Here is a 20,541-nt window from a genome sequence, read left to right on the forward strand (position 1 = left end):
ATGGAAGGTGCCGTCGCCGGCCTCATTCTGGTCGGGGTGTTGGTGGTGTTCGCCGCCATCATCGTCGCGAAGTCGATAGCGCTGATCCCGCAGGCTGAAGCCGCGGTGATCGAACGGCTCGGCCGCTACAGCAAGACGGTGTCCGGCCAACTGACGCTGTTGCTGCCGTTCATCGACAAGATCCGTGCCAGGGTGGACCTGCGTGAGCGGGTGGTGTCCTTCCCGCCGCAGCCGGTGATCACCGAGGACAACCTGACGGTGAACATCGATACGGTGGTCTACTTCCAGGTCACCAACCCGCAGGCCGCGGTGTACCAGATCAGCAACTACATCGTCGGCGTCGAGCAGTTGACCACCACCACGCTGCGCAATGTGGTGGGCGGTATGACGCTGGAGCAGACACTGACCTCACGCGACCAGATCAACGCGCAATTGCGGGGCGTGCTCGACGAGGCAACCGGCCGTTGGGGATTGCGTGTCGCGCGCGTCGAATTGCGCAGCATCGATCCGCCGCCGTCGATCCAGGACTCGATGGAAAAGCAGATGCGCGCCGACCGCGAGAAGCGCGCGATGATCCTGACCGCGGAGGGCACCCGGGAGGCGTCGATCAAACAGGCCGAAGGCCAGAAGCAGTCGCAGATCCTGGCGGCCGAGGGCGCCAAACAAGCGGCGATCCTGGCCGCCGAGGCTGACCGGCAGTCCCGGATCCTGCGCGCCCAGGGTGAGCGCGCCGCCCAGTATTTGCAGGCGCAGGGCCAAGCCAAGGCCATCGAGAAGACGTTCGCGGCGATCAAGGCGGGCAGGCCGACGCCGGAGATGCTGGCCTACCAGTATCTGCAGACGCTGCCCCAAATGGCCAAGGGTGAGGCCAACAAGGTGTGGGTGGTGCCGAGCGACTTCGGTTCGGCGCTACAGGGTTTCACCAAGTTGCTCGGCGCGCCGGGCGAAGACGGCGTGTTCCGCTACGCGCCGTCACCGGTCGAGGAGAACCTGCCGAAGCCCGAGGACGATTCCGAAGAGGTGGCCGACTGGTTCTCGACGCAGACGGATCCGGCGATCGCCCAGGCCGTCGCCAAGGCCGAGGCCGAAGCGCGCACGCCCGTAGCGGGCCCTGCCTATTCGCCTTCGCCGTCGTTGAATGCGCCGCCTCCCGGCGCGACCGCGCCGGTCATCCGTGACGGCGGTGGCGGCGCGCACTCGCTGTAGTCGGCCAGGTGCTGCTGGTGGTGACGCCGGTGGGTGCGGATCTCGTAGATCAGGCCTGCGATGCCGATGCTCGCCGTGCACAGCGACACCACGAACAGCAGCGGACTGACATTGCCGGTCAGCGCGTCGCCAAGGATGACCACGGCTGCCGTGCCCGGCAGCAGGCCGACCAGGGTGGCCAGCGTGTACGGCAGCACCCGCACCGCCGACGCACCGCATGCGTAGTTGACCACCGAGAACGGCATCGCGGGGATCATCCGCATCGAGATCACGGTGGGCCAGCCACGCTGGCGAAGGCGCGCGTCGACGGATTCCACCCGGTCGTGTTTGACCAGTCGGCTCAACTGCCAACCCGCGGCGCGCACCAACAGCAAGGCGATCACCGCGCTCACTGTGCTGGCCAGCACCGCCAACGGAACGCCGAGGTAGGGGCCGAAAAGCAGGCCTGCGGTCAGCGTGAACACCGTGCGCGGAAACGGAAACACCGTCACCAGGATGTGGGCGGCGAGGAAGGCCAGCGGGAACCAGGGGCCGACCGACTTCGCCCAATCACGCATCTGAAGAGCCGTCGGCAACGGAATCAGCACCGCAACTGCGATCAGAATCACAATTGCTGTGAGGATCGTGATGAACCGGAGGGGCGACACCGAGGATGCCGTCGAGATCACCGCGGCACGCAGCGCGCGAAGGGTGTTGACGACGGGTTTCACGCCTCCCAAGACTACGGGCAGCGCGCCGCGGACACGCTCTGGGCGCCGGTGTGAGTTGGCCGACCAGCAGGCGATCTTGTGATGGCGATCAATTAGCCTGATGGCCGTGCAGAAACGCGGCGTTGCGGATTCCGATATCGCGAGGTGGCGCGCGGCGGTCGCCGGCGTGCTGGCCAAGAGCACCAGGCGCGAACCGGCGGATTTGCCCGCCGAGCCCGAGCGGCTGCTCGATTCGCCGACCTACGAAGGATTTGTGGTCCGCCCGCTGTACACGTCACTCGACGCGTTGCCGGAAGCTGCGCTGCCGGGGCAGTGGCCGTTCGTCAGGGGCGGTGACGCGCTGCGCGACGTCAAGTCCGGATGGCGGGTGGCCGAGGCGTTCCCCGCGAACGGGTCGGCCGCTGCGGACGCCAACGGCGCGGTACTGCTGGCGCTGACCGAGGGAGTCAGCGCGCTGGTGCTGCGCGTCGAGGGTGCGGCGATGCACCTCGACCGGTTGCTCGACGGGGTCTTCCTCGACCTCGTCCCTGTCGTCCTGGACGCCGGTGCCGACTACGCGGCCACGTCGGATGCGTTGCTCGCGCTGTTGACCGACCTGGACAGCGACCAGCGGTCGAGGCTGTCGGTGGATCTGGGCGCCGACCCGCTCACCGCGCCGTTGAGTGGGCAATCAGCACCCGGCGTCGCCGATGTCGTCGCGGTGGCGGGCAAGGTGACCGGGTACGACGGCGGCGTGCGTGCCATCACGGTCGACGGTCCCGCCTTCCACAATCTCGGCGCGAGCGCCTCGTGGGAACTCGCAGCGGCCATCGCCGCCGCGGTCAGCTATCTGCGCGTGCTCGCCGACGGCGGGCTGGCGACGCGGGATGCGCTGCGGCAGATCAGTTTCCGTTTCGCCGCCGACGACGACCAGTTCATGACCATCGCCAAACTGCGTGCGGCGCGGCAACTCTGGGCGCGGATGGCCGAGGTGGTGGGGGAGCCCGACGCGGGAGCGGCGCGTCTGCATGCGGTCACGTCGCTGCCGATGATGGCGCAACGGGATCCGTGGGTGAACATGCTGCGCACCACGGTGGCGGCGTTTTCCGCAGGCGCCGGTGGTGCGGATACCGTGCTGGTCCATCCGTTCGACGTGGCGATCCCCGGCGGATTCCCCGGCACCGCGCCGAGTTTCGCGCGACGCATCGCCCGCAACACCCAACTGCTGCTGCTCGAGGAGTCGCACATCGGGCGCGTGCTCGACCCCGCGGGCGGATCGTGGTTCGTCGAGGACCTCACCGAGCGCCTGGCCGAACAGACGTGGAAACACTTCCAGGACATCGAGGCCCGCGGCGGCTTCGAGGCCGCCCGCGACTATGTCGTCGATCAGATCAGAGAAGTCGCCGACCGCCGCGCCGACGACATCGCCCACCGGCGCACATCGCTCACCGGCGTCAACGAGTACCCGAATCTCGCGGAACCGCCACTCCCGCGAGGCGATGCCCTCGAGACGGTGGTGCGCTACGCCGCCGGGTTCGAGGCCCTGCGCAACCGGTCGGATGCCTTCCTTGAGAAGACAGGGTCACGGCCGAAGGTGTTGCTGCTGCCACTCGGCCCGCTGGCCGAGCACAACGTCCGCGCCACGTTCGCGACCAACCTGCTGGCGTCCGGTGGCATCGAGGCGGTATCGGAGGACATCAAAGACGCTGCCGCCGAAATCGCGGTGATCTGCGGCACCGACGCCCGCTACGCGACCGAGGCGTCCGCCGCGGTCGACGCGGCACGCAAAGCGGGGATCTCACACGTTCTGCTGGCAGGTCCGGAAAAGGCAGTGGCCGAAGCGGATTCGAAACCTGATGACTACCTGACCGCCAAGATCGACGCGGTCAAGGCGCTCTCGGACCTGCTCAGCCGATTGGGGGCATGACATGACTGCGACTACAGGCATCGGGAGTTTCGCCGACGTTCCGTTGCACGGCGAGCACAATAGCGCACCGGCGACCGACGTTGCCGTCGCGAAAGCGGTCGAAGCCGCGGCGGCCGCCCATGGCTACTCGTCCGACCAACTGGTCTGGGCCACGCCGGAGGGTATCGACGTCAAACCGGTCTACATCGGCGCCGACCGTGATGCCGTCGCCGACGCCGGCTATCCGCTGGACAGCCTCCCCGGCGCCCCGCCGTACACCCGCGGTCCCTACCCGACCATGTACGTCAACCAGCCGTGGACCATCCGCCAGTACGCCGGTTTCTCGACCGCCGCCGAGTCCAACGCGTTCTACCGCCGCAACCTCGCGGCCGGTCAGAAGGGTCTGTCGGTGGCCTTCGATCTGGCCACCCACCGCGGCTACGACTCCGACCATCCGCGCGTGCAGGGCGACGTCGGAATGGCAGGCGTGGCAATCGATTCCATCCTCGACATGCGCCAACTGTTCGACGGTATCGACCTGTCCACGGTGTCGGTGTCCATGACCATGAACGGCGCGGTGCTGCCGATCCTGGCGCTGTACGTGGTGGCGGCCGAGGAACAGGGTGTGCCGCCGGAGAAGCTGGCCGGGACCATTCAGAACGACATCCTCAAAGAGTTCATGGTCCGCAACACCTACATCTATCCGCCCAAGGCGTCGATGCGGATCATCTCCGACATCTTCGGCTACACCAGCGCCAAGATGCCGAAGTTCAACTCGATCTCGATCTCCGGCTATCACATCCAAGAAGCCGGTGCGACAGCCGATTTGGAGCTGGCGTACACGCTGGCCGACGGGGTCGAGTACATCAAGGCGGGCCTGGACGCCGGCCTGGACATCGACAAGTTCGCACCCCGGCTGTCGTTCTTCTGGGGCATCGGGATGAACTTCTTCATGGAGGTCGCCAAGCTGCGGGCGGGTCGGCTGCTGTGGAGTGAGCTGGTCGCGGAGTTCGGCCCGAAGGACGCGAAATCCCTTTCGCTGCGCACACATTCGCAAACCTCGGGCTGGTCGCTGACGGCGCAGGATCCGTTCAACAACGTCGCGAGGACCTGCATCGAGGCGATGGCCGCGACCCAGGGACACACCCAGTCGCTGCACACCAATGCGCTCGACGAGGCGCTGGCCCTGCCCACCGACTTCTCGGCCCGCATCGCACGCAACACGCAGCTGCTGCTGCAGCAGGAGTCGGGGACCACGCGGCCGATCGATCCGTGGGGCGGCTCGTATTACGTCGAGTGGCTGACCCATCAGCTGGCGCAGCGGGTGCGCACGCACATCAAGGAAGTCAACGAACACGGCGGGATGGCGCAGGCCATCAGTGACGGAATCCCCAAGATGCGCATCGAAGAGGCTGCGGCACGCACCCAGGCGCGCATCGACTCCGGCCAGCAGCCCGTGATCGGCGTGAACAAGTACCAGGTTGACGAGGACCACGAGATCGAGGTGCTCAAGGTCGACAACAGCAGGGTACGGGCCGAGCAGATCGCCAAGCTCGAGCAGTTGCGCGCCGACCGTGACCCGAACGCCGTCGAGGCTGCCCTTGCAGAGCTGAGTCGTGCTGCAGACGGGACAGGCAATCTGCTCGAACTGGCCATCAACGCGGCGCGGGCCAAGGCCACCGTCGGCGAGATCTCCGATGCCCTCGAGAAGGTTTGGGGACGCCATCAGGCTGAGATCCGTACCATCGCCGGGGTCTACCGCGACGAAGTCGGAAAGGTCAGCAACATCGCCAGCGCGACAGAGCTCGTCGAGAAGTTCGCCGAGGCCGACGGCCGCAGGCCCCGCATCCTGGTCGCCAAGATGGGCCAGGACGGGCACGATCGCGGTCAGAAGGTGATCGCAACGGCGTTCGCGGACATCGGCTTTGACGTCGACGTCGGCTCGCTGTTCTCCACCCCGCAGGAGGTCGCGCGTCAAGCCGCCGACAACGACGTGCACGTGGTCGGGGTGTCGTCACTGGCGGCGGGGCACCTGACGCTGGTGCCCGCGCTGCGCGACGCGCTCGTCGAAGTGGGCAGGGAAGACATCATGATCGTGGTCGGTGGTGTCATCCCGCCCGGCGACTTCGACGAGCTGTACGCCGCGGGCGCGAACGCGATCTTCCCGCCGGGCACGGTGATCGCCGATGCCGCTATCGGCCTGCTGCAGAAGCTGGCCGAGCGACTCGGCTACGACCTGAGCTAGATGGCCAGCTCGGTCGAGGAACTGGCGGCCGCCGTCCGCGCCGGCGACCGTGCCGCGCTGCCGAAGGCCATCACGCTGGTCGAGTCGACGCGGGCCGATCACCGGAAGCAGGCCCAGCAGCTGCTGCTCGAGCTGACGGGTGACGCCGACTGCGCCGAGGCCATGCATGTCGGCATCACCGGGGTGCCCGGCGTCGGCAAGTCGACCACCATCGAGGCGCTCGGCATGCATCTGATCGAGCAGGGGCACCGGGTGGCCGTGCTGGCCGTCGACCCGTCGTCGACCCGCACCGGCGGCTCGATACTCGGCGACAAGACGCGGATGGCGAAACTCGCGGTGCACCCGGACGCCTACATCCGGCCGTCGCCCACCTCAGGGACGCTCGGCGGGGTGGCCAGAGCCACTCGTGAGACGATCGTGCTGCTCGAGGCGGCCGGCTTCGACGTCATCCTGGTGGAGACCGTCGGCGTCGGGCAGTCCGAGGTGACGGTCGCGAACATGGTCGACACATTCGTGTTCCTGACCCTCGCGCGCACCGGCGACCAGCTGCAGGGCATCAAGAAGGGCGTGCTCGAACTCGCCGACATCGTGGTGGTCAACAAAGCCGACGGTGAGCATGCGGCCGAAGCCAAGAAGGCGGCCCGCGAACTCACCGGCGCCATCCGTCTCATCTATCCGCGCGAAACCCTCTGGCGCCCACCGGTTTTGACGATGAGCGCGATGGAGGGCCGCGGATTGACGGAGCTGTGGGACACCGTGGAAAAACATCGGCAGGTGCTCACCGAGGCGGGGGAGTTCGAGGCGCGCCGGCGTGCGCAGCGGGTGGAGTGGACCTGGTCGATGGTCCGCGACGCGGTGCTGGACCGGGTGCTGTCCCATCCCGGCGTCCGCGAGATTCGCCCCGAGGTGGAACGCAAAGTACGCGATGGGGAACTGACCCCCACGCTTGCTGCACAACAGCTGCTGGACGCCGCTGACGTTCCGAGACCTAACTAATTGGTAACACTTCGTTTATTTGCCGGGGTTGCAGGTAAATTCAATACATTGTGACGGGTGTCAAAAACGGGGAGCGCAGCGCGGCGCTTCCACACGGCGTACAGGGCGCTGCCGACTCCAGCTTCGCCTGTACGGTCCGCGCGTTTCGACAGCTGTTTCCCGGTAGGCGGTTCGGCGGGGGCGCGTTAGCGGTCTACCTGCACGGTGAGCCCGTCGTCGACGTCTGGACCGGATACGCGGACCGGCGCGGCACGCAGTACTGGACCGCCGACACCGGCGCGATGGTGTGGTCGGTGACCAAGGGCCTGGCCTCGACGGTCATCCACCGGCTGGCCGACCGCGGCCTGGTCGACTACGACACCCCGGTCGCCGAGTACTGGCCGGAGTTCGCAGCCAACGGCAAGAGCCGCATCACCGTTCGCGACGTGATGCGCCACCGGGCCGGCCTGTCTCAGCTCAACGGCGTGAGCAAGGCCGAGTTGATGGACCATCACGCGATGGAGGCCCGCCTCGCGGCCGCGTCGGTGAACAAGGTGCTCTACGGCAAGCCCGCGTACCACGCGCTGACCTACGGCTGGCTGATGTCGGGACTTGCCCGCGCCGTCACCGGCAAGGGCATGCGGGTGCTGATCCGGGAGGAACTGGCCGAGCCGCTGAACACCGATGGGCTGCACCTCGGCCGTCCGCCCATCGAGTCGCCGACGCGGGCCGCGCAGATCCTGGCGCCCCAGGGCACGTTCAGCAATCCGCTGTTCAACTTCGTCGCACCCCGGGTCGCCGCGCTGCAGTACTCCGGCGGCTTCGGCTCGATGTACTTCCCCGGAATGAAGGCCGTTGTGCAGGGCGACACGCCGTTCCTGGACTCCGAGATCCCCGCGGCGAACGGGGTGGCCACCGCTCGCAGCCTGGCCAAGGTGTACGCCGCGCTTGCCAACGGTGGCCGCATCGAGGGCACGCAGTTTCTGTCCGAGGAGCTGACGGCCGGGTTGACCGGCAAGCCCAGCCTGCTGCCCGACCGCAACATCTTCATGCCGTTGAGCTTCCACCTCGGCTACCACTCGCTGCCGATCCCGCCGGGGCTGATGCCTGGCTTCGGACACGCCGGCCTGGCAGGCTCTGTCGGCTGGGCCGATCCGTCGTCCGGGCTGTCCTTCGGGTTCGTGCACAACCGCCTGCTCACCCGCATGGTGCTGGACCAGGCGGTGTTCGCCGGACTGCACGCCCTGATCCGCCGCGACGCGGCACAAGCGCGTAAGCGGGGCTACCAGACCACGCCTGCGTTCGGCGCACCGTACGAGATGCCGAAGCCCGTCGCGGGTTAATTACTGGCGCGGGTGAACCACTTGGTCTTGATCCGCCAGGACTGCGCGGACGTCAGCGCGAATCCGGCGCCGCAACCGCAGGCGAAGATCCAGACCAGCGTGCCGCCCTCGACGGTCTGCAGTGGCGGCACGTAGGCGGTGACGATGCGCACGACGCAGGCGAGGATGCCGCTGGCGGAAGCGACCAGATAGATGTTCGCGATCTTCCGCGACCGCGGGTCCTGGCGCAGGATCAGCAGCGCGCGCGCCCCGTAGGTCAGTAGATAGATCAACATGCCGCAGAGCAGCAGCCAGTACGTGTTGAGCCAGAAGTCGGTCGGTACCTCGAAGAAGTCGGGGCGATAGACGGTGGCGCCGTTACCGATCGAGAATGTCACCAGCAGCAGCGGGATGCACAGCGTGGCCGGCCGCTCCACATATTGCTTGAAGGAGATCTGCATGGCGTGGTCGTCGGCGAGTCTGCCCAACGCGTTGTAGACGACGGCGGAGGCGGCCACGATGTAGGCGTCGTGGCCGATGTAGTCCTCGAGGTTCCACATGCCGGTCAGGGCGTGCAGCCAGTGACCGAGGGTTTCCGAGGCCAGCGGCGACATCAGGATCACCGCGATGCCCTGCAGCGCGATGTTCAGGGTGGCGGCGACTTCCCATCGGCACGACCATGTGACGCGACGGATCCACAGGCTCCACGCGATACACCCGAGGGTGATCGCTATGAGTGTTGCCAGAGCCATGAGAGTTGCCTTCGTACTGAACCTGTCAGCAAAGTGTACGGCCTATCCGTCCTAAAGAGGAGGAGCGTCTGCTCTCGGCTTCATCTCGGACAGTTTCGGCGGCCGGGTCGTCTGCTTGGTTTCCACGGCGTCTTGTACGGCCGTCATCGTGAACGGGGCCGATTCGATGTAGCTCCACACCTCTTGGCGGCTCATCAAGCCGAACTGGATTTGCAGGTCGGGATAGCTGAGCGCGAACCTGTCGGCTACTCGGCGCAGCTCCTCGGCATTGGGATAGTCGGCTTCTTTGATTCGCCGGTAATAGGTGCTGCTGGAGATGCCGAGGGCGTCATAAATGTCTTTGGCATCGATCTCGCCGTCGAGGAGGTAGTCGAGCAACGCCTTGAGCTGTCTGCCGTTCTCATCGGTCCGTGGCATTAATACACCATAAAGCCTGCATCCCGGGTTTGGGTAGCAACGTTCGCAAATAGGAGGGATTAGCCGTTATTGACACTGGCGTCACAGTTTTGGGAGGAGTCTCCCATTTTTGGGAAACGGGTGTACGGTTAGCTACATGGTTGCTCCGTATGTAGCTGATCACACCCGTGACTTGACGTATCCGGTCGACGCCATGGCCTTGCCCACGTTGCGGGTCGCCGACCATGACATTGCCGAAGGGACCGCTCCGGTCCTGGACAAACTGTCCACCGCCCCGTCCGACGAGGTGACCGCGGAAGTTGACGGAGCAACCGAATGGCTGGGGGTGGCCGCCGACGAGATCTTGCTTGCCGCGCTCGGGCGAACGATTGCTCGCACCATCGGTGAGGGTGTCGTCGCCATCGACGTCACTGGCGAACGGCGTTGGCTGTTGCACGCGATCCCGCTGTTGTGCGCGTCCGACCGGCAGGCGAGCCCGACGGACATGCTGCGCGACGTGCACCGCACGCTCAACGCATTACCCGCCCCGTCTGCGCAGCTGTCGTCGGAGCTCTTCCTCAACTACATCGGCGACCTGGCCGACGGCACCGACCCGTCGTACGAGACGCCGCCGGGCCTCGGCTACGCGCTCGAACTGCGGGTCTACCGCGTCGACGGGCTGCTGCACCTGGACTGGTGGTACGACACCACCCGGTTCGACCGCTACACCATCGAAGAGCTCACCGAGCAGTTCGCGCTGGCGCTCTTCCAGATGACGTCGGACGCCGCCGCTCCGGTGTGAGGTCATTGGGCATCTTCGAGGCGGAAGCCGACTTTCAGCGTGACTTGAAAATGCCCGATGGCACCGTCCTCGAGGTGACCGCGGACTGACTGGACCTCGAACCAGTCCAGGCCGCGCATCGTCTCCGAGGCGCGGGATATCCCGTTGCGAATCGCCGCGTCGATACCGTCGGGCGAACTGCCGACGATCTCGATGATTCGGTACGTGTGATCGCTCATGTCGCGACGCTACGCGGTTTAGGGTGCGGCTATGCCGAAGTCGGCGAGCGCGCGCGCCCTGGTGTTGGAACGGCCGCACCGCCTGGTGCTTCGCAAACTGCCACTACCCGATGTCGGCGAGGACGTCGCGCTGGTCTCGGTGCAACCCTGCGGACTGTGCGGCACGGACCACGAGGAGTGCACCGGCCAACTCGCAGGCGTCGTCGTGGCCGGAACCCGCGGATTTGACAGCGGCGCACCGAAATTCAGGCCCGACATGGTGGTGCTGAAGGAGCTTCGTGTGGTTGGGCTCGACGCGGCAGAAGACCTGTTGGCAACGATGGCGGGGAAGCGTGACGACGTCCCGCCGGTACACGGGGTGGTGATGCCATGACCGAAGCTCGTGTTCCGCGCTTGCCGATCGACGAGGCCAAGGCCGCCGCCGACGAGGCGGGCGTGCCCGACTACATGGCCGAATTGTCGATCTTCCAAGTGCTTTTGAACCATCCGACGCTCGCGCGTGCCATCAATGACCTGCTCGCCACGATGCTGTGGCACGGCAGGCTCGCGCCGCGGCTGCGGGAGTTGGTGATCATGCGGATCGGCTGGCTGACCGCGTGCGACTACGAATGGACGCAGCACTGGCGGGTGGCGTGCGGGCTCGGGGTGCCGGCCGACGACCTGCTCGGCGTCCAAGACCCCTCGGCGCACACCGGCTTCGGTGCCGCCGAGCGCGCGGTGTTGGCCGCCACCGACGACGTGGTCCGCGACGGCGCGGTCGGCGCGCAGACGTGGGAGGTGTGCGAGCGGGAACTCGGCGCCGATCCTGGGGTGTTGATCGAGTTGGTGACCGCGATCGGGGCGTGGCGGATGATCGCCTCGATGCTGCACAGCCTCGAGGTGCCGCTGGAGGACGGGGTCGAGAGCTGGCCGCCGGACGGTCAGCCGCCGAGCCGATAGGTCTGCACCGCGTGCGCGACGACGATGCCGTCGCCGTCGGTCGCGGTGATCTCGGCGAAGGTGAGTTCCTCGGGCCTGCGCACGGTACGGGCATGACAGATCAAGTCTGAGCGTTTCGCGGCGCCGACACAGTTCACCGTCATCGAGAGCGTGCAGGCGCGCGTGCCCTGATCGACCCCCGGTGGCATCCGATGGACCTGCTGACGCTGCTGACCCAGGTCGTGCAGTCGATGGCGGCGAGCGAGACCGTCGTCAGCGGCATCGTCGGATCCGGCCGGGCGGGCGACGCGGCGCCTGGTCAGCCTGATTTGCGGCGCCCACTAGAATCGGGCTAACGGCATCGATCCGGCCATCACCGGGGAGCCTTCGGAAGAACAGCTGAACCAGCCAAGTAGACCCGAACGGGTGGGCCCGTCATCGCCTGCAGTTGAGCGGCGCACAGCAGTGTGCGCAAGCGGGGTGGTACCGCGGCGCTCGCGCACCGGCGCGACGTCGTCCCCGTGCCTGGACATCTCGGCATGGAGACTACGCACCACAGTGACCGCATATCCGAAGCCGACATCCGGAGCCCCGAAGTTCCCGGATCTCGAGTGCGACGTCCTCGACTACTGGGAGAAAGACGACACGTTCCGCGCCAGCGTCGCGCGGCGTGAGGGTGCGCCGGAATACGTCTTCTACGACGGTCCGCCGTTCGCCAACGGCCTGCCGCACTACGGGCATCTGCTGACCGGCTATGTGAAGGACATCGTGCCGCGCTATCGCACGATGCGCGGATACAAGGTGGAGCGCCGGTTCGGGTGGGATACCCACGGCCTGCCCGCCGAACTCGAGGTGCAACGCCAACTCGGCATCGCCGACAAGGCGCAGATCGAAGAGATGGGCATCGAGAAGTTCAACGAAGCCTGCCGCGAGTCGGTGCTCAAATACACCAACGAGTGGCGCGCCTACGTCACCCGCCAGGCCCGCTGGGTCGACTTCGACAACGACTACAAGACACTGGATCTCGGCTTCATGGAGTCGGTGATCTGGGCGTTCAAGCAGCTGTGGGACAAAGGCCTTGCCTACGAAGGCAATCGGGTGCTGCCGTACTGCTGGAACGACGAGACGCCGCTGTCCAACCACGAACTGCGGATGGACGACGACGTCTACCAGAGCCGTCAGGACCCGGCGATCACGGTCGGCTTCAAGGTCAGCGAGGGCCCACTCGAGGGCGCCTACCTGTTGATCTGGACGACGACACCGTGGACGCTGCCGTCGAACCAGGCCGTCGCGGTGGGCCGCGACGTCACCTACGTGTTGGTGGCGGGTCCCGACGACCGGCGTTACGTGCTGGCGCAGGCTCGGCTTGCGGCCTATGCGCGCGAACTGGGCGAGGAACCGGAGGTGCTGGCCACCTACACCGGCCGCGATCTGCTGGAAACCCGGTATCTGCCGCCGTTCCCGTATTTCATGGACGCGCCGAACTCGTTCCGGGTGTTGGCCGCCGATTTCGTCAGCACCGGGGACGGCACCGGCATCGTGCACATGTCGCCGGCGTACGGCGAGGACGACATGGCGACAACTCAGCCCGCGGGCATCACCGCGGTCACGCCGGTCGACGCCAAGGGCCGCTTCGACAACACCGTCCCGGACTACGCCGGCCAGCACGTGTTCGACGCGAACCCGCAGATCATCCGCGACCTGAAGAACCAGGGTCGCGCGGCGGCGGCCAACGGCGCGGTGCTGTTGCGCCACGAGACCTACGAACACTCCTACCCGCACTGCTGGCGGTGCCGAAACCCGTTGATCTACCGGGCGGTGTCGTCGTGGTTCATCAAGGTCAGCGACTTCAAGGACCGGATGGTCGAACTCAACCAGGACATCACCTGGTATCCCGAGCACGTCAAGGACGGCCAGTTCGGCAAGTGGCTGGCAGGCGCGCGGGACTGGTCGATCTCGCGAAACCGATACTGGGGCAGCCCGATTCCGGTGTGGAAGTCCGACAACCCGGATTACCCGCGGATCGACGTGTACGGCAGCCTCGACGAACTCGAGCGCGACTTCGGGGTGCGGCCGGACAATCTGCACCGGCCGTACATCGATGAGCTGACCCGACCCAATCCCGATGATCCGACCGGGCGCTCGACGATGCGGCGCATCGAGGACGTGTTCGACGTGTGGTTCGACTCCGGGTCCATGCCCTACGGGCAGGTGCACTACCCGTTCGAGAACCAGGACTGGTTCGACACGCATTTCCCCGGCGACTTCATCGTCGAGTACATCGGTCAGACCCGCGGCTGGTTCTACACACTGCACGTGCTCGCCACGGCGCTGTTCGACCGGCCAGCGTTCAAAACCTGTGTGGCACACGGCATCGTGCTGGGCAACGACGGCCAGAAGATGAGCAAGTCGCTGCGCAATTACCCCGACGTGACCGAGGTGTTCGACCGCGACGGCTCCGACGCGATGCGGTGGTTTCTGATGGCCTCGCCGATCCTGCGCGGCGGCAACCTGATCGTCACCGAGCAGGGCATCCGCGAGGGTGTGCGGCAGGTGCTGCTGCCGTTGTGGAACGCGTATACGTTTCTGGCGCTGTACGCGCCGAAGAAGGGCACCTGGCGCACCGACTCGCCGCATGTGCTGGACCGCTACATCCTGGCCAAGCTCGCCGAGTTGCGTGACGACCTGACCGCGTCGCTGGACGTGTGCGACATCTTCGGCGCATGCGATCAGTTGCGGCAGTTCACCGAGGCGTTGACGAATTGGTATGTGCGACGGTCGCGTCAGCGGTTCTGGGAGGAGGACGCCGACGCGATCGACACGCTGCATACGGTGCTCGAGGTGACCGGCAGGCTGGCGGCGCCGCTGCTCCCGCTGATCACCGAGGTCATCTGGCGCGGCGTCACCGGTGAGCGGTCCGTGCACCTGACGGACTGGCCGGAGGCCGGTGTGGTGCCCACCGACCCTGACCTGGTGGCCGATATGGACCTGGTCCGCGAGGTCGCATCGGCGGCGTCGTCGCTGCGCAAGGCGAAGAAGCTGCGGGTACGCCTACCGCTGCCGAAACTGACTGTGGCAGTGGACAATCCGCAGCGGCTGGCGCCGTTCGCGGACCTGCTCGCCGATGAGCTCAACGTCAAGGCGGTCGAGTTGACCGACGACATCGACACCTACGGGCGTTTCGAGCTGACCGTCAACGCCAAGGCGGCAGGCCCGCGGCTGGGCAAGGATGTGCAGGCCGCGATCAAGGCCGTCAAGGCGGGCGAAGCGGTGGTCAACGCCGACGGCACCTTGACGGCGGGTCCGGCCCTGCTGCAGCCGGAGGAGTACAGCTCGCGGTTGGTGGCCGCCGACCCGGAGTACACCAGCGCACTGCCCGACGGTGCCGGACTGGTGGTCCTCGACGGCACCGTGACCGAAGAACTGGAGGCCGAGGGCTGGGCCCGCGACCTGATCCGTGAGCTGCAGGATCTGCGCAAGTCGACCGGTCTCGACGTGTCGGACCGGATCCGCGTCACCATCGCGGTGCCCTCCGAACGCGAGCAGTGGGCCCGGACGCACGCCGATCTGATCGCTGGCGAGATCCTCGCGACCAGTTTCCAGTTCGCCGAGCCCGTCGACGGCGCGAAGTTGAGCGGCGGCGTGCGGGTAGCGATCGCGCAGGCCTGACCCGCCAAGGGGCCGTAACGGACCGGTCAGCCGACCCGTGCACTGCGGCCGTCGAACGACACGGTGTCGCCGGAACGAAGCTGCCTGCCCCTGCGGCGCTCGATCTCGTCGTTCACGATGACCAGCCCGTCGGCGATGACGGCTTTGGCGTCTGCCCCGCTGTCGATCAGGCCAGCCAGTTTCAGGAACTGACCCAACCGGATCGTCTCGTCGCGAATCGGCACGTCGTGCATTCCCGTCACGCTAGCCCCCTAGCATCGGCGCCATGGATCGTTGGGTGCTGCACTTCGACATGGATGCGTTCTTCGCATCCGTCGAGCAGTTGACCCGGCCCACGCTGCGGGGCAGGCCAGTGCTCGTCGGCGGTCTCGGCGGACGCGGCGTGGTGGCGGGCGCCAGCTACGAGTCGCGGGTGTACGGCGCGCGCTCCGCCATGCCGATGCACCAGGCCCGCCGCCTGGTCGGCGCCGCCGCCGTCGTGCTGCCGCCGCGCGGCGTGGTCTACGGCGTGGCCAGTCGCCGCGTGTTCGAAACGGTCCGAACCCTCGTGCCGGTCCTCGAGCAGTTGTCGTTCGACGAGGCGTTCGGCGAACCCCCGGAACTGGCGGGTGCGAGTGCCGACGACGTCGAGGCGTTCTGCAGGCACCTGAAGGCCAGGATCCGCGACGAGACCGGGCTGGTCGCGTCCGTCGGTGCCGGCTCAGGCAAACAGATCGCCAAGATCGCCTCCGACCTGGCCAAGCCCGACGGCATCCGGGTGGTGCGCCGCGACGAGGAAACCGTTCTGCTGCACGGCCTTCCGGTGCGTCGGTTGTGGGGCATCGGGCCGGTGGCCGAGGAGAAGCTGCATCGGCTCGGCATCGAGACCATCGGCCAACTCGCCGCGCTGTCCGACGCCGAGGCCGCGAACATCCTCGGCACGGCCGTCGGCGCCGCGCTGCACCGGCTCGCGCAGGGCATCGACGACCGGCCCGTCGCCGAGAACGCCCCCGCCAAACAGATCAGCGCCGAATCCACCTTCGCCGAAGACCTGACCACGCTCGATCAGCTGCGGGAGGCGTTGGGGCCCATCGGCGAACACGCCCACGCACGGTTGGAGAAGGACGGTCGCGGAGCGCGCACCGTCACCGTCAAGCTGAAGAAATCCGATATGAGCATCCTCACGCGGTCCGCGACCCTTCCGTACGCCACCACCGATGCGTCGACGCTGACCGCGATGGCGCGGCGGCTGCTGCTCGACCCCCTCGAGATCGGCCCGATTCGCCTTGTCGGCGTCGGGTTTTCGGGATTGACCGACGTACGCCAGGAATCGTTGTTCCCCGACTTGGAATTGGCGGCCGAGGACGTGTCGAACACCAGCGTGGGCCCGACCGTCACCGAACTTGCGGCCACTGGGCCCGCGTGGCGGATCGGCGACGATGTAGTGCACACCGACTACGGCCACGGCTGGATTCAAGGGGCGGGACATGGCGTGATGACCGTGCGGTTCGAGACGCGCGGCACGGGCCCAGGCCCGGCGCGCACGTTTCCCGACGACGAGCCGCGGATTGCGCGGGCCAACCCCGTCGACAGCCTCGACTGGCCGGACTACGTCGACGAGCTGAGCCGTTACCAGAGTTCGCCGTAGGAGGGGGCCAGCAGGAAGCCGTGGCTGTTGTACGTCTCGCAGCGCACCGCCCCGTCGCCCACGACAGCGCAACTCACACCCCAGTTCTCCAGCCGCTGCCCCGCCGGGAGGACGGCGACGTCACGGGTGAACGACGCGGTGTCCGAGTGGCGGTATTCCGCGGGCGCCCAGCTGTTGACGACGGTCTGGTTGGTGTCCGGCGGCGCATCGGTGGGCACGGCGTCGCAGCCCACCGGGCCGCCGTTCGGCCCGATGCCGCATGATCGGCCGTCTGGTGTCCTGAAGAAGACGTAGTAGAAGTCGTTCGGCGTGGTGTAGTTGCCCTGCGCGATCGGGTAGGCGCGAATGTCGTCGGCAGGCGGTTCGGCGCCCGCGGGCGGTGCGGCGGCCAGCGCCAGACCGGCGATCGCGGCCGCGGTCCACCTCGACTCCATCATTTGGTTCTATCAGCCCCAGCGGGCGACGACGTCGCCGACGGGTGAGCCGGCCGCCAGCGCGGCCATCACCAACACCCTCGCCTGCGCGGCGGGCAGTTGGGGTACCACGACGGCCCCGGCGTCCACCAACTCGCGGCCCGGCCCGTAGCCGGCGTTGACGTGCCCGCCGGGCACCCGCGTCGACACCGCCACCGTGACGCCGTCGCGGCAGTGCCGCCGCACCCCGTCGACCACGGCCGCGCCTGCATTGCCCGAACCGACGGCCTGCAGCACGATGCCGCGGGCGCCTGCCGCCACATAGGCATCCATCGCGACCGCGTCGGACCCCGCGTACACCGCGACGGTGTCTACCCGGGGCGCCTGCGCCGCCGACAGCGGCCCCAGATACGGCCGCGCCTTGTCGCGCTGCGGCAGATACCGGCCGTCGACCATGGTGCCGAGCACGTCGCCGGTGAACCCGCGCAGGTCACCAGTCGCGGTCTTCTGCAGGCCCAGCGGTTGCCACACCGTGCCCGCCAGGCTCACCAGCACGCCGAGGCCGCGGGCATCCGGGCTGCCCGCCAGCGCGAGCGCGTCGCGCAGGTTCGCGGGCCCGTCGGCGTCCGGTACGTCGGCGCTGTGCAGCGCGCCGGTAACCACTACGGGCGCCGCGCCGTCGTAGGTCAGCTCCAGCCAGAGCGCCGTTTCCTCCATGGTGTCGGTGCCGTGCGTGACCACGATGCCGTCGGCGCCCGCATCCTTACAGGCGGTCAGCACCGCGTCGCGAATTCGGTCCCAATGCGCCGGTGTCAGCTGCGAGCTGTCAACCGACATCAGATCGACCACGTCGACGTCGAGGCCTGCGGTCAGATCGGCGCCGCTGCGGGTCGGCCGCTTGATCCCGTGCTCGTCGCTGCTGGTGGCGATGGTGCCTCCGGTGGTGACGACGACCAGGCGACCCATGGGGGAAATCATCGCAAAACGACTCTCCTGCGATGATGGGGGAGTGACCGATGAATCCCCGGGGACGGCCGAACCCGTGACTGACGAGGCGGCCCCGTCCGAGCCTGCACCGAAGCGGCTGCGCCTGCTGCTCGGCGTCGCGGCGGTGGTCCTCATACTGGACATCGTCACCAAGGTGCTCGCGGTCCGGTTGTTGACCCCCGGCCAGCCGGTGTCCATCGTCGGCGACACCATCACGTGGACGTTGGTGCGCAACTCCGGTGCGGCGTTCTCGATGGCGACCGGCTACACCTGGGTGCTGACCTTGATCGCCACCGGGGTGGTGATCGGCATCATCTGGATGGGCAGGCGACTGGTCTCGCCCTGGTGGGCGATCGGGCTGGGCATGATCCTGGGCGGCGCGATGGGCAACCTGGTCGACAGGTTCTTCCGTTCACCGGGTCCGCTGCGCGGGCACGTGGTGGACTTCCTGTCGATCGGGTGGTGGCCGGTGTTCAACGTGGCGGACCCGTCGGTGGTCGGCGGTGCGATCCTGCTGGTTGCGTTGTCGCTGTTCGGTTTTGACTTCGACACGGTCGGCCGTCGCAAGGCTGACTCGTCCGAGTGACGACGCGGTCGATGCCAGTCCCCGAGGGACTGGCCGGTATGCGTGTCGACGCCGGTCTCGCGCGGCTGCTCGGGTTGTCGCGGACCGCTGCGGCGGCGCTGGCTGAAGACGGCGGCGTCGAGGTGGACGGTGCGCTAGCGGGCAAGTCCGACAAGCTGACGGCGGGCGCCTGGTTGGAGGTGCGGCTACCGGAAGCGCCTGCGCCGGTGGAGAACACGCCCGTCGACATTGAGGGCATGGCGATCCTGTACTCCGACTCCGACATCGTCGCCGTCGACAAGCCGCCCGGGGTGGCCGCGCATGCGACGGTCGGGTGGCACGGCCCGACGGTGCTCGGCGGCCTTGCCGCGGCGGGTTTCCGCATCAGCACCTCGGGCATTCACGAGCGGCAGGGCATCGTGCATCGCCTCGACGTCGGCACCTCCGGCGTCATGGTGGTGGCGCTGTCCGAGCGCGCTTACACGGTGCTGAAGCGGGCGTTCAAGCAGCGAACCGTCGAAAAGCGTTACCACGCACTGGTTCAGGGGCACCCGGATCCGTCGAGCGGAACCATCGACGCCCCGATTGGCAGGCACCGCGGGCACGACTGGAAGTTCGCGGTGACCGAACACGGCAGGCACAGCGTCACGCATTACGACACGCTGGAAGCGCACCAGGCGGCGAGCCTGCTCGACATCGAACTGGAGACCGGGCGCACGCATCAGATCCGGGTGCACTTCGCCGCACTACACCACCCGTGTGCCGGGGATCTGACCTACGGCGCCGACCCGACCTTGGCGAAAAAGCTTGGCCTGGAACGGCAATGGCTGCACGCACGGTCGCTGGCGTTCGCTCATCCCGCCGACGGTCGTCGCGTCGAGATCAGCAGCCCATATCCTGACGATCTGCAACACGCGCTGGACGTGTTGCGTAACCACGAACTGTGAGCGAGCGGCGTAGAGCGGGGTTGTTGTTCGGGGTCGGCGCGTACGCGTCGTGGGGACTGTTTCCCGCGTTCTTCCCGCTGCTGGAACCCGCGGGGCCGTTCGAAATCCTGGCGCACCGCATCGTGTGGTGTTTCGCCTTGATGGTCGTGGTCATCGCGGCGGTGCGCCGACTCTGCGACATTCGCGCGATGTCGGGACGCACCTGGCTGTTGCTGGCGTTCGCTTCGGCGCTCATCTCCGCCAACTGGCTCATCTACATCTACGCCGTGAACAACGGCCACGTCGTCGACGCCGCCCTCGGCTACTTCATCAACCCGCTCGCCACTGTCGCGCTGGGCCTGCTGATCTTTCGTGAGCGGCTCAACCGCGCCCAGTTCGCGGCGCTGGCGGTCGCGGTGGTGGCAGTGGTGGTGCTGACGGTCGAGGTGGGTCAGCCACCGCTGATAGGGCTGGGGCTGGCGCTGTCGTTCAGCTCCTACGGCGCGGTGAAGAAGGTGGTCCCGGTCGATCCGCGGGTCAGCGTCGGCATCGAGGCCGCTATCGCGACGCCGCCGGCACTGGCGTTCCTCGTCGTCATCGAGGTGACCGGCCGCGCGACGTTCACCGGCCTGGGCGCAGGCCACATCGCGCTGATGGTGATGTCCGGCGTGTTGACCGCGGTTCCGCTGCTGCTGTTCGCGGCCGCCGCGCAGCGGCTGCCACTGGTCACGATGGGGCTGCTGTTCTACCTGACCCCAGCCATGCAGTTGACCTGGGGCGTGGTGGTCGGGCACGAGCCGATGCCGCCCGCGAGGTGGCTCGGCTTCGGGCTGATCTGGGTGGCGCTGGCCGTTTTCAGCGCCGACGCGCTGTGGCGGGCAAGTGTCGATCGGCGCTCACTCGAATCGTCATCTCTGTGATGACA

Annotated in this window: 20 protein-coding genes and 2 pseudogenes; 14 read left to right on the forward strand and 8 right to left on the reverse strand. The window is 67.4% G+C overall.

Annotated features, from left to right (window positions below):
- Positions 1-1,206, forward strand: a complete 1,206-nt coding sequence (locus A5724_RS29000) for an SPFH domain-containing protein (protein WP_067810434.1) — start codon at positions 1-3, stop codon at positions 1,204-1,206.
- On the opposite strand, the gene A5724_RS29005 is transcribed toward A5724_RS29000, so the two are convergent.
- The gene (locus A5724_RS29005) at positions 1,116-1,916 is read right to left on the reverse strand and encodes a TVP38/TMEM64 family protein (RefSeq protein ID WP_082965339.1); all 801 of its coding nucleotides are present in this window, start codon (positions 1,914-1,916) and stop codon (positions 1,116-1,118) included. The two genes, A5724_RS29000 and A5724_RS29005, sit on opposite strands and share 91 nt — an antisense overlap.
- Before the next feature lie 100 nt (positions 1,917-2,016).
- Here A5724_RS29005 and mutA point away from each other — a divergent pair, with 100 nt between their 5' ends.
- The 4 genes from mutA to A5724_RS29025 are packed head-to-tail and all read left to right on the forward strand — an operon-like array spanning position 2,017 to position 8,364.
- The gene (gene mutA, locus A5724_RS29010; RefSeq protein WP_067810436.1) at positions 2,017-3,822 is read left to right on the forward strand and encodes a methylmalonyl-CoA mutase small subunit; all 1,806 of its coding nucleotides are present in this window, start codon (positions 2,017-2,019) and stop codon (positions 3,820-3,822) included.
- Between the two features lies 1 nt (position 3,823).
- Positions 3,824-6,046, forward strand: coding sequence for a methylmalonyl-CoA mutase (gene scpA / locus A5724_RS29015; RefSeq protein WP_067810437.1), 2,223 nt, complete (start codon positions 3,824-3,826; stop codon positions 6,044-6,046).
- The gene (meaB, locus tag A5724_RS29020) at positions 6,047-7,042 is read left to right on the forward strand and encodes a methylmalonyl Co-A mutase-associated GTPase MeaB (RefSeq protein ID WP_067810438.1); all 996 of its coding nucleotides are present in this window, start codon (positions 6,047-6,049) and stop codon (positions 7,040-7,042) included.
- A gap of 50 nt (positions 7,043-7,092) precedes the next feature.
- Positions 7,093-8,364 (forward strand): serine hydrolase domain-containing protein, encoded by a 1,272-nt coding sequence (locus A5724_RS29025; protein WP_067810442.1) that lies wholly within the window; start codon positions 7,093-7,095, stop codon positions 8,362-8,364.
- On the opposite strand, the gene A5724_RS29030 is transcribed toward A5724_RS29025, so the two are convergent.
- Both A5724_RS29030 and A5724_RS29035 read right to left on the reverse strand, forming a co-directional pair.
- A complete protein-coding gene (locus tag A5724_RS29030; protein ID WP_067810444.1) occupies positions 8,361-9,095 on the reverse strand; it encodes a hypothetical protein in 735 nt (244 codons plus the stop codon). The genes A5724_RS29025 and A5724_RS29030 overlap by 4 nt on opposite strands.
- Positions 9,096-9,146: 51 nt before the next feature.
- Positions 9,147-9,512 carry a DNA-binding protein gene (locus A5724_RS29035; protein ID WP_067810446.1) on the reverse strand — a complete coding sequence of 122 codons (366 nt, stop codon included), beginning with the start codon at positions 9,510-9,512 and terminating at the stop codon, positions 9,147-9,149.
- A gap of 136 nt (positions 9,513-9,648) precedes the next feature.
- On the opposite strand from A5724_RS29035, the gene A5724_RS29040 reads away from it, so the two are divergent.
- A complete protein-coding gene (locus A5724_RS29040) occupies positions 9,649-10,293 on the forward strand; it encodes a hypothetical protein (protein WP_067810452.1) in 645 nt (214 codons plus the stop codon).
- A gap of 2 nt (positions 10,294-10,295) precedes the next feature.
- Here the strand turns inward: A5724_RS29040 and A5724_RS29045 are convergent, their stop codons facing one another.
- Positions 10,296-10,511 (reverse strand): dodecin, encoded by a 216-nt coding sequence (locus A5724_RS29045; RefSeq protein WP_067810455.1) that lies wholly within the window; start codon positions 10,509-10,511, stop codon positions 10,296-10,298.
- 31 nt (positions 10,512-10,542) lie between these two features.
- Between A5724_RS29045 and A5724_RS35250 the strand changes: the two are divergent.
- Positions 10,543-10,710, forward strand: a pseudogene (locus tag A5724_RS35250) (alcohol dehydrogenase); the annotation flags it as partial.
- A 170-nt stretch (positions 10,711-10,880) separates the two neighbouring features.
- Complete coding sequence (locus tag A5724_RS29055; RefSeq protein ID WP_067810460.1) at positions 10,881-11,450, forward strand: carboxymuconolactone decarboxylase family protein; 570 nt, start codon at positions 10,881-10,883, stop codon at positions 11,448-11,450.
- Here the strand turns inward: A5724_RS29055 and A5724_RS34015 are convergent.
- Positions 11,432-11,623: pseudogene (locus tag A5724_RS34015) on the reverse strand (PaaI family thioesterase); the annotation flags it as partial. The gene A5724_RS29055 and the pseudogene A5724_RS34015 overlap by 19 nt on opposite strands.
- Positions 11,624-11,641: 18 nt before the next feature.
- On the opposite strand from A5724_RS34015, the gene A5724_RS34020 reads away from it, so the two are divergent.
- Both A5724_RS34020 and ileS read left to right on the forward strand, forming a co-directional pair.
- Positions 11,642-11,785 carry a hypothetical protein gene (locus A5724_RS34020; protein WP_156752503.1) on the forward strand — a complete coding sequence of 48 codons (144 nt, stop codon included), beginning with the start codon at positions 11,642-11,644 and terminating at the stop codon, positions 11,783-11,785.
- Between the two features lie 175 nt (positions 11,786-11,960).
- A complete protein-coding gene (gene ileS / locus A5724_RS29060) occupies positions 11,961-15,098 on the forward strand; it encodes an isoleucine--tRNA ligase (RefSeq protein WP_369830680.1) in 3,138 nt (1,045 codons plus the stop codon).
- A 26-nt stretch (positions 15,099-15,124) separates the two neighbouring features.
- On the opposite strand, the gene A5724_RS29065 is transcribed toward ileS, so the two are convergent.
- Positions 15,125-15,331 carry an RNA-binding S4 domain-containing protein gene (locus A5724_RS29065; protein ID WP_067810464.1) on the reverse strand — a complete coding sequence of 69 codons (207 nt, stop codon included), beginning with the start codon at positions 15,329-15,331 and terminating at the stop codon, positions 15,125-15,127.
- Between the two features lie 44 nt (positions 15,332-15,375).
- Between A5724_RS29065 and A5724_RS29070 the strand changes: the two genes are divergently transcribed.
- Entirely contained in the window at positions 15,376-16,725 is a 1,350-nt protein-coding gene (locus tag A5724_RS29070) for a DNA polymerase IV (protein ID WP_197518827.1), read from the forward strand.
- Here the strand turns inward: A5724_RS29070 and A5724_RS29075 are convergent.
- Positions 16,707-17,159 carry a hypothetical protein gene (locus A5724_RS29075; RefSeq protein WP_067810789.1) on the reverse strand — a complete coding sequence of 151 codons (453 nt, stop codon included), beginning with the start codon at positions 17,157-17,159 and terminating at the stop codon, positions 16,707-16,709. The two genes, A5724_RS29070 and A5724_RS29075, sit on opposite strands and share 19 nt — an antisense overlap.
- 12 nt (positions 17,160-17,171) lie before the next feature.
- Entirely contained in the window at positions 17,172-18,104 is a 933-nt protein-coding gene (locus A5724_RS29080) for an asparaginase (RefSeq protein WP_067810468.1), read from the reverse strand.
- 43 nt (positions 18,105-18,147) lie between these two features.
- Between A5724_RS29080 and lspA the strand changes: the two genes are divergently transcribed.
- The 3 genes from lspA to rarD are packed head-to-tail and all read left to right on the forward strand — an operon-like array spanning position 18,148 to position 20,536.
- Positions 18,148-18,711 (forward strand): signal peptidase II, encoded by a 564-nt coding sequence (gene lspA / locus A5724_RS29085; RefSeq protein WP_067810469.1) that lies wholly within the window; start codon positions 18,148-18,150, stop codon positions 18,709-18,711.
- Positions 18,708-19,637, forward strand: coding sequence for an RluA family pseudouridine synthase (locus A5724_RS29090; RefSeq protein ID WP_067810471.1), 930 nt, complete (start codon positions 18,708-18,710; stop codon positions 19,635-19,637). The genes lspA and A5724_RS29090 overlap by 4 nt, the downstream gene beginning before the upstream one ends.
- Positions 19,634-20,536, forward strand: a complete 903-nt coding sequence (gene rarD / locus A5724_RS29095) for an EamA family transporter RarD (RefSeq protein WP_067810473.1) — start codon at positions 19,634-19,636, stop codon at positions 20,534-20,536. The genes A5724_RS29090 and rarD overlap by 4 nt, the downstream gene beginning before the upstream one ends.
- The last annotated feature ends 5 nt before the right edge of the window (positions 20,537-20,541 follow it).

The sequence above is a fragment of the Mycobacterium sp. ACS1612 genome (assembly GCF_001667505.1).
GTDB lineage: Bacteria > Actinomycetota > Actinomycetes > Mycobacteriales > Mycobacteriaceae > Mycobacterium.

Bases quoted from the DNA above. Each gene is read 5' to 3' on its own strand.
- scpA (WP_067810437.1), top strand. From the start codon at position 3,824: ATGACTGCGACTACAGGCATCGGGAGTTTCGCCGACGTTCCGTTGCAC.
- A5724_RS29030 (WP_067810444.1), bottom strand. From the start codon at position 9,095: ATGGCTCTGGCAACACTCATAGCGATCACCCTCGGGTGTATCGCGTGG.
- A5724_RS29035 (WP_067810446.1), bottom strand. From the start codon at position 9,512: ATGCCACGGACCGATGAGAACGGCAGACAGCTCAAGGCGTTGCTCGAC.
- A5724_RS34020 (WP_156752503.1), top strand. From the start codon at position 11,642: ATGGACCTGCTGACGCTGCTGACCCAGGTCGTGCAGTCGATGGCGGCG.
- mutA (WP_067810436.1), top strand. From the start codon at position 2,017: ATGGCCGTGCAGAAACGCGGCGTTGCGGATTCCGATATCGCGAGGTGG.
- A5724_RS29075 (WP_067810789.1), bottom strand. From the start codon at position 17,159: ATGGAGTCGAGGTGGACCGCGGCCGCGATCGCCGGTCTGGCGCTGGCC.
- meaB (WP_067810438.1), top strand. From the start codon at position 6,047: ATGGCCAGCTCGGTCGAGGAACTGGCGGCCGCCGTCCGCGCCGGCGAC.
- A5724_RS29080 (WP_067810468.1), bottom strand. From the start codon at position 18,104: ATGGGTCGCCTGGTCGTCGTCACCACCGGAGGCACCATCGCCACCAGC.
- A5724_RS29055 (WP_067810460.1), top strand. From the start codon at position 10,881: ATGACCGAAGCTCGTGTTCCGCGCTTGCCGATCGACGAGGCCAAGGCC.
- A5724_RS29040 (WP_067810452.1), top strand. From the start codon at position 9,649: ATGGTTGCTCCGTATGTAGCTGATCACACCCGTGACTTGACGTATCCG.
- A5724_RS29065 (WP_067810464.1), bottom strand. From the start codon at position 15,331: ATGCACGACGTGCCGATTCGCGACGAGACGATCCGGTTGGGTCAGTTC.
- A5724_RS29045 (WP_067810455.1), bottom strand. From the start codon at position 10,511: ATGAGCGATCACACGTACCGAATCATCGAGATCGTCGGCAGTTCGCCC.
- A5724_RS29000 (WP_067810434.1), top strand. From the start codon at position 1: ATGGAAGGTGCCGTCGCCGGCCTCATTCTGGTCGGGGTGTTGGTGGTG.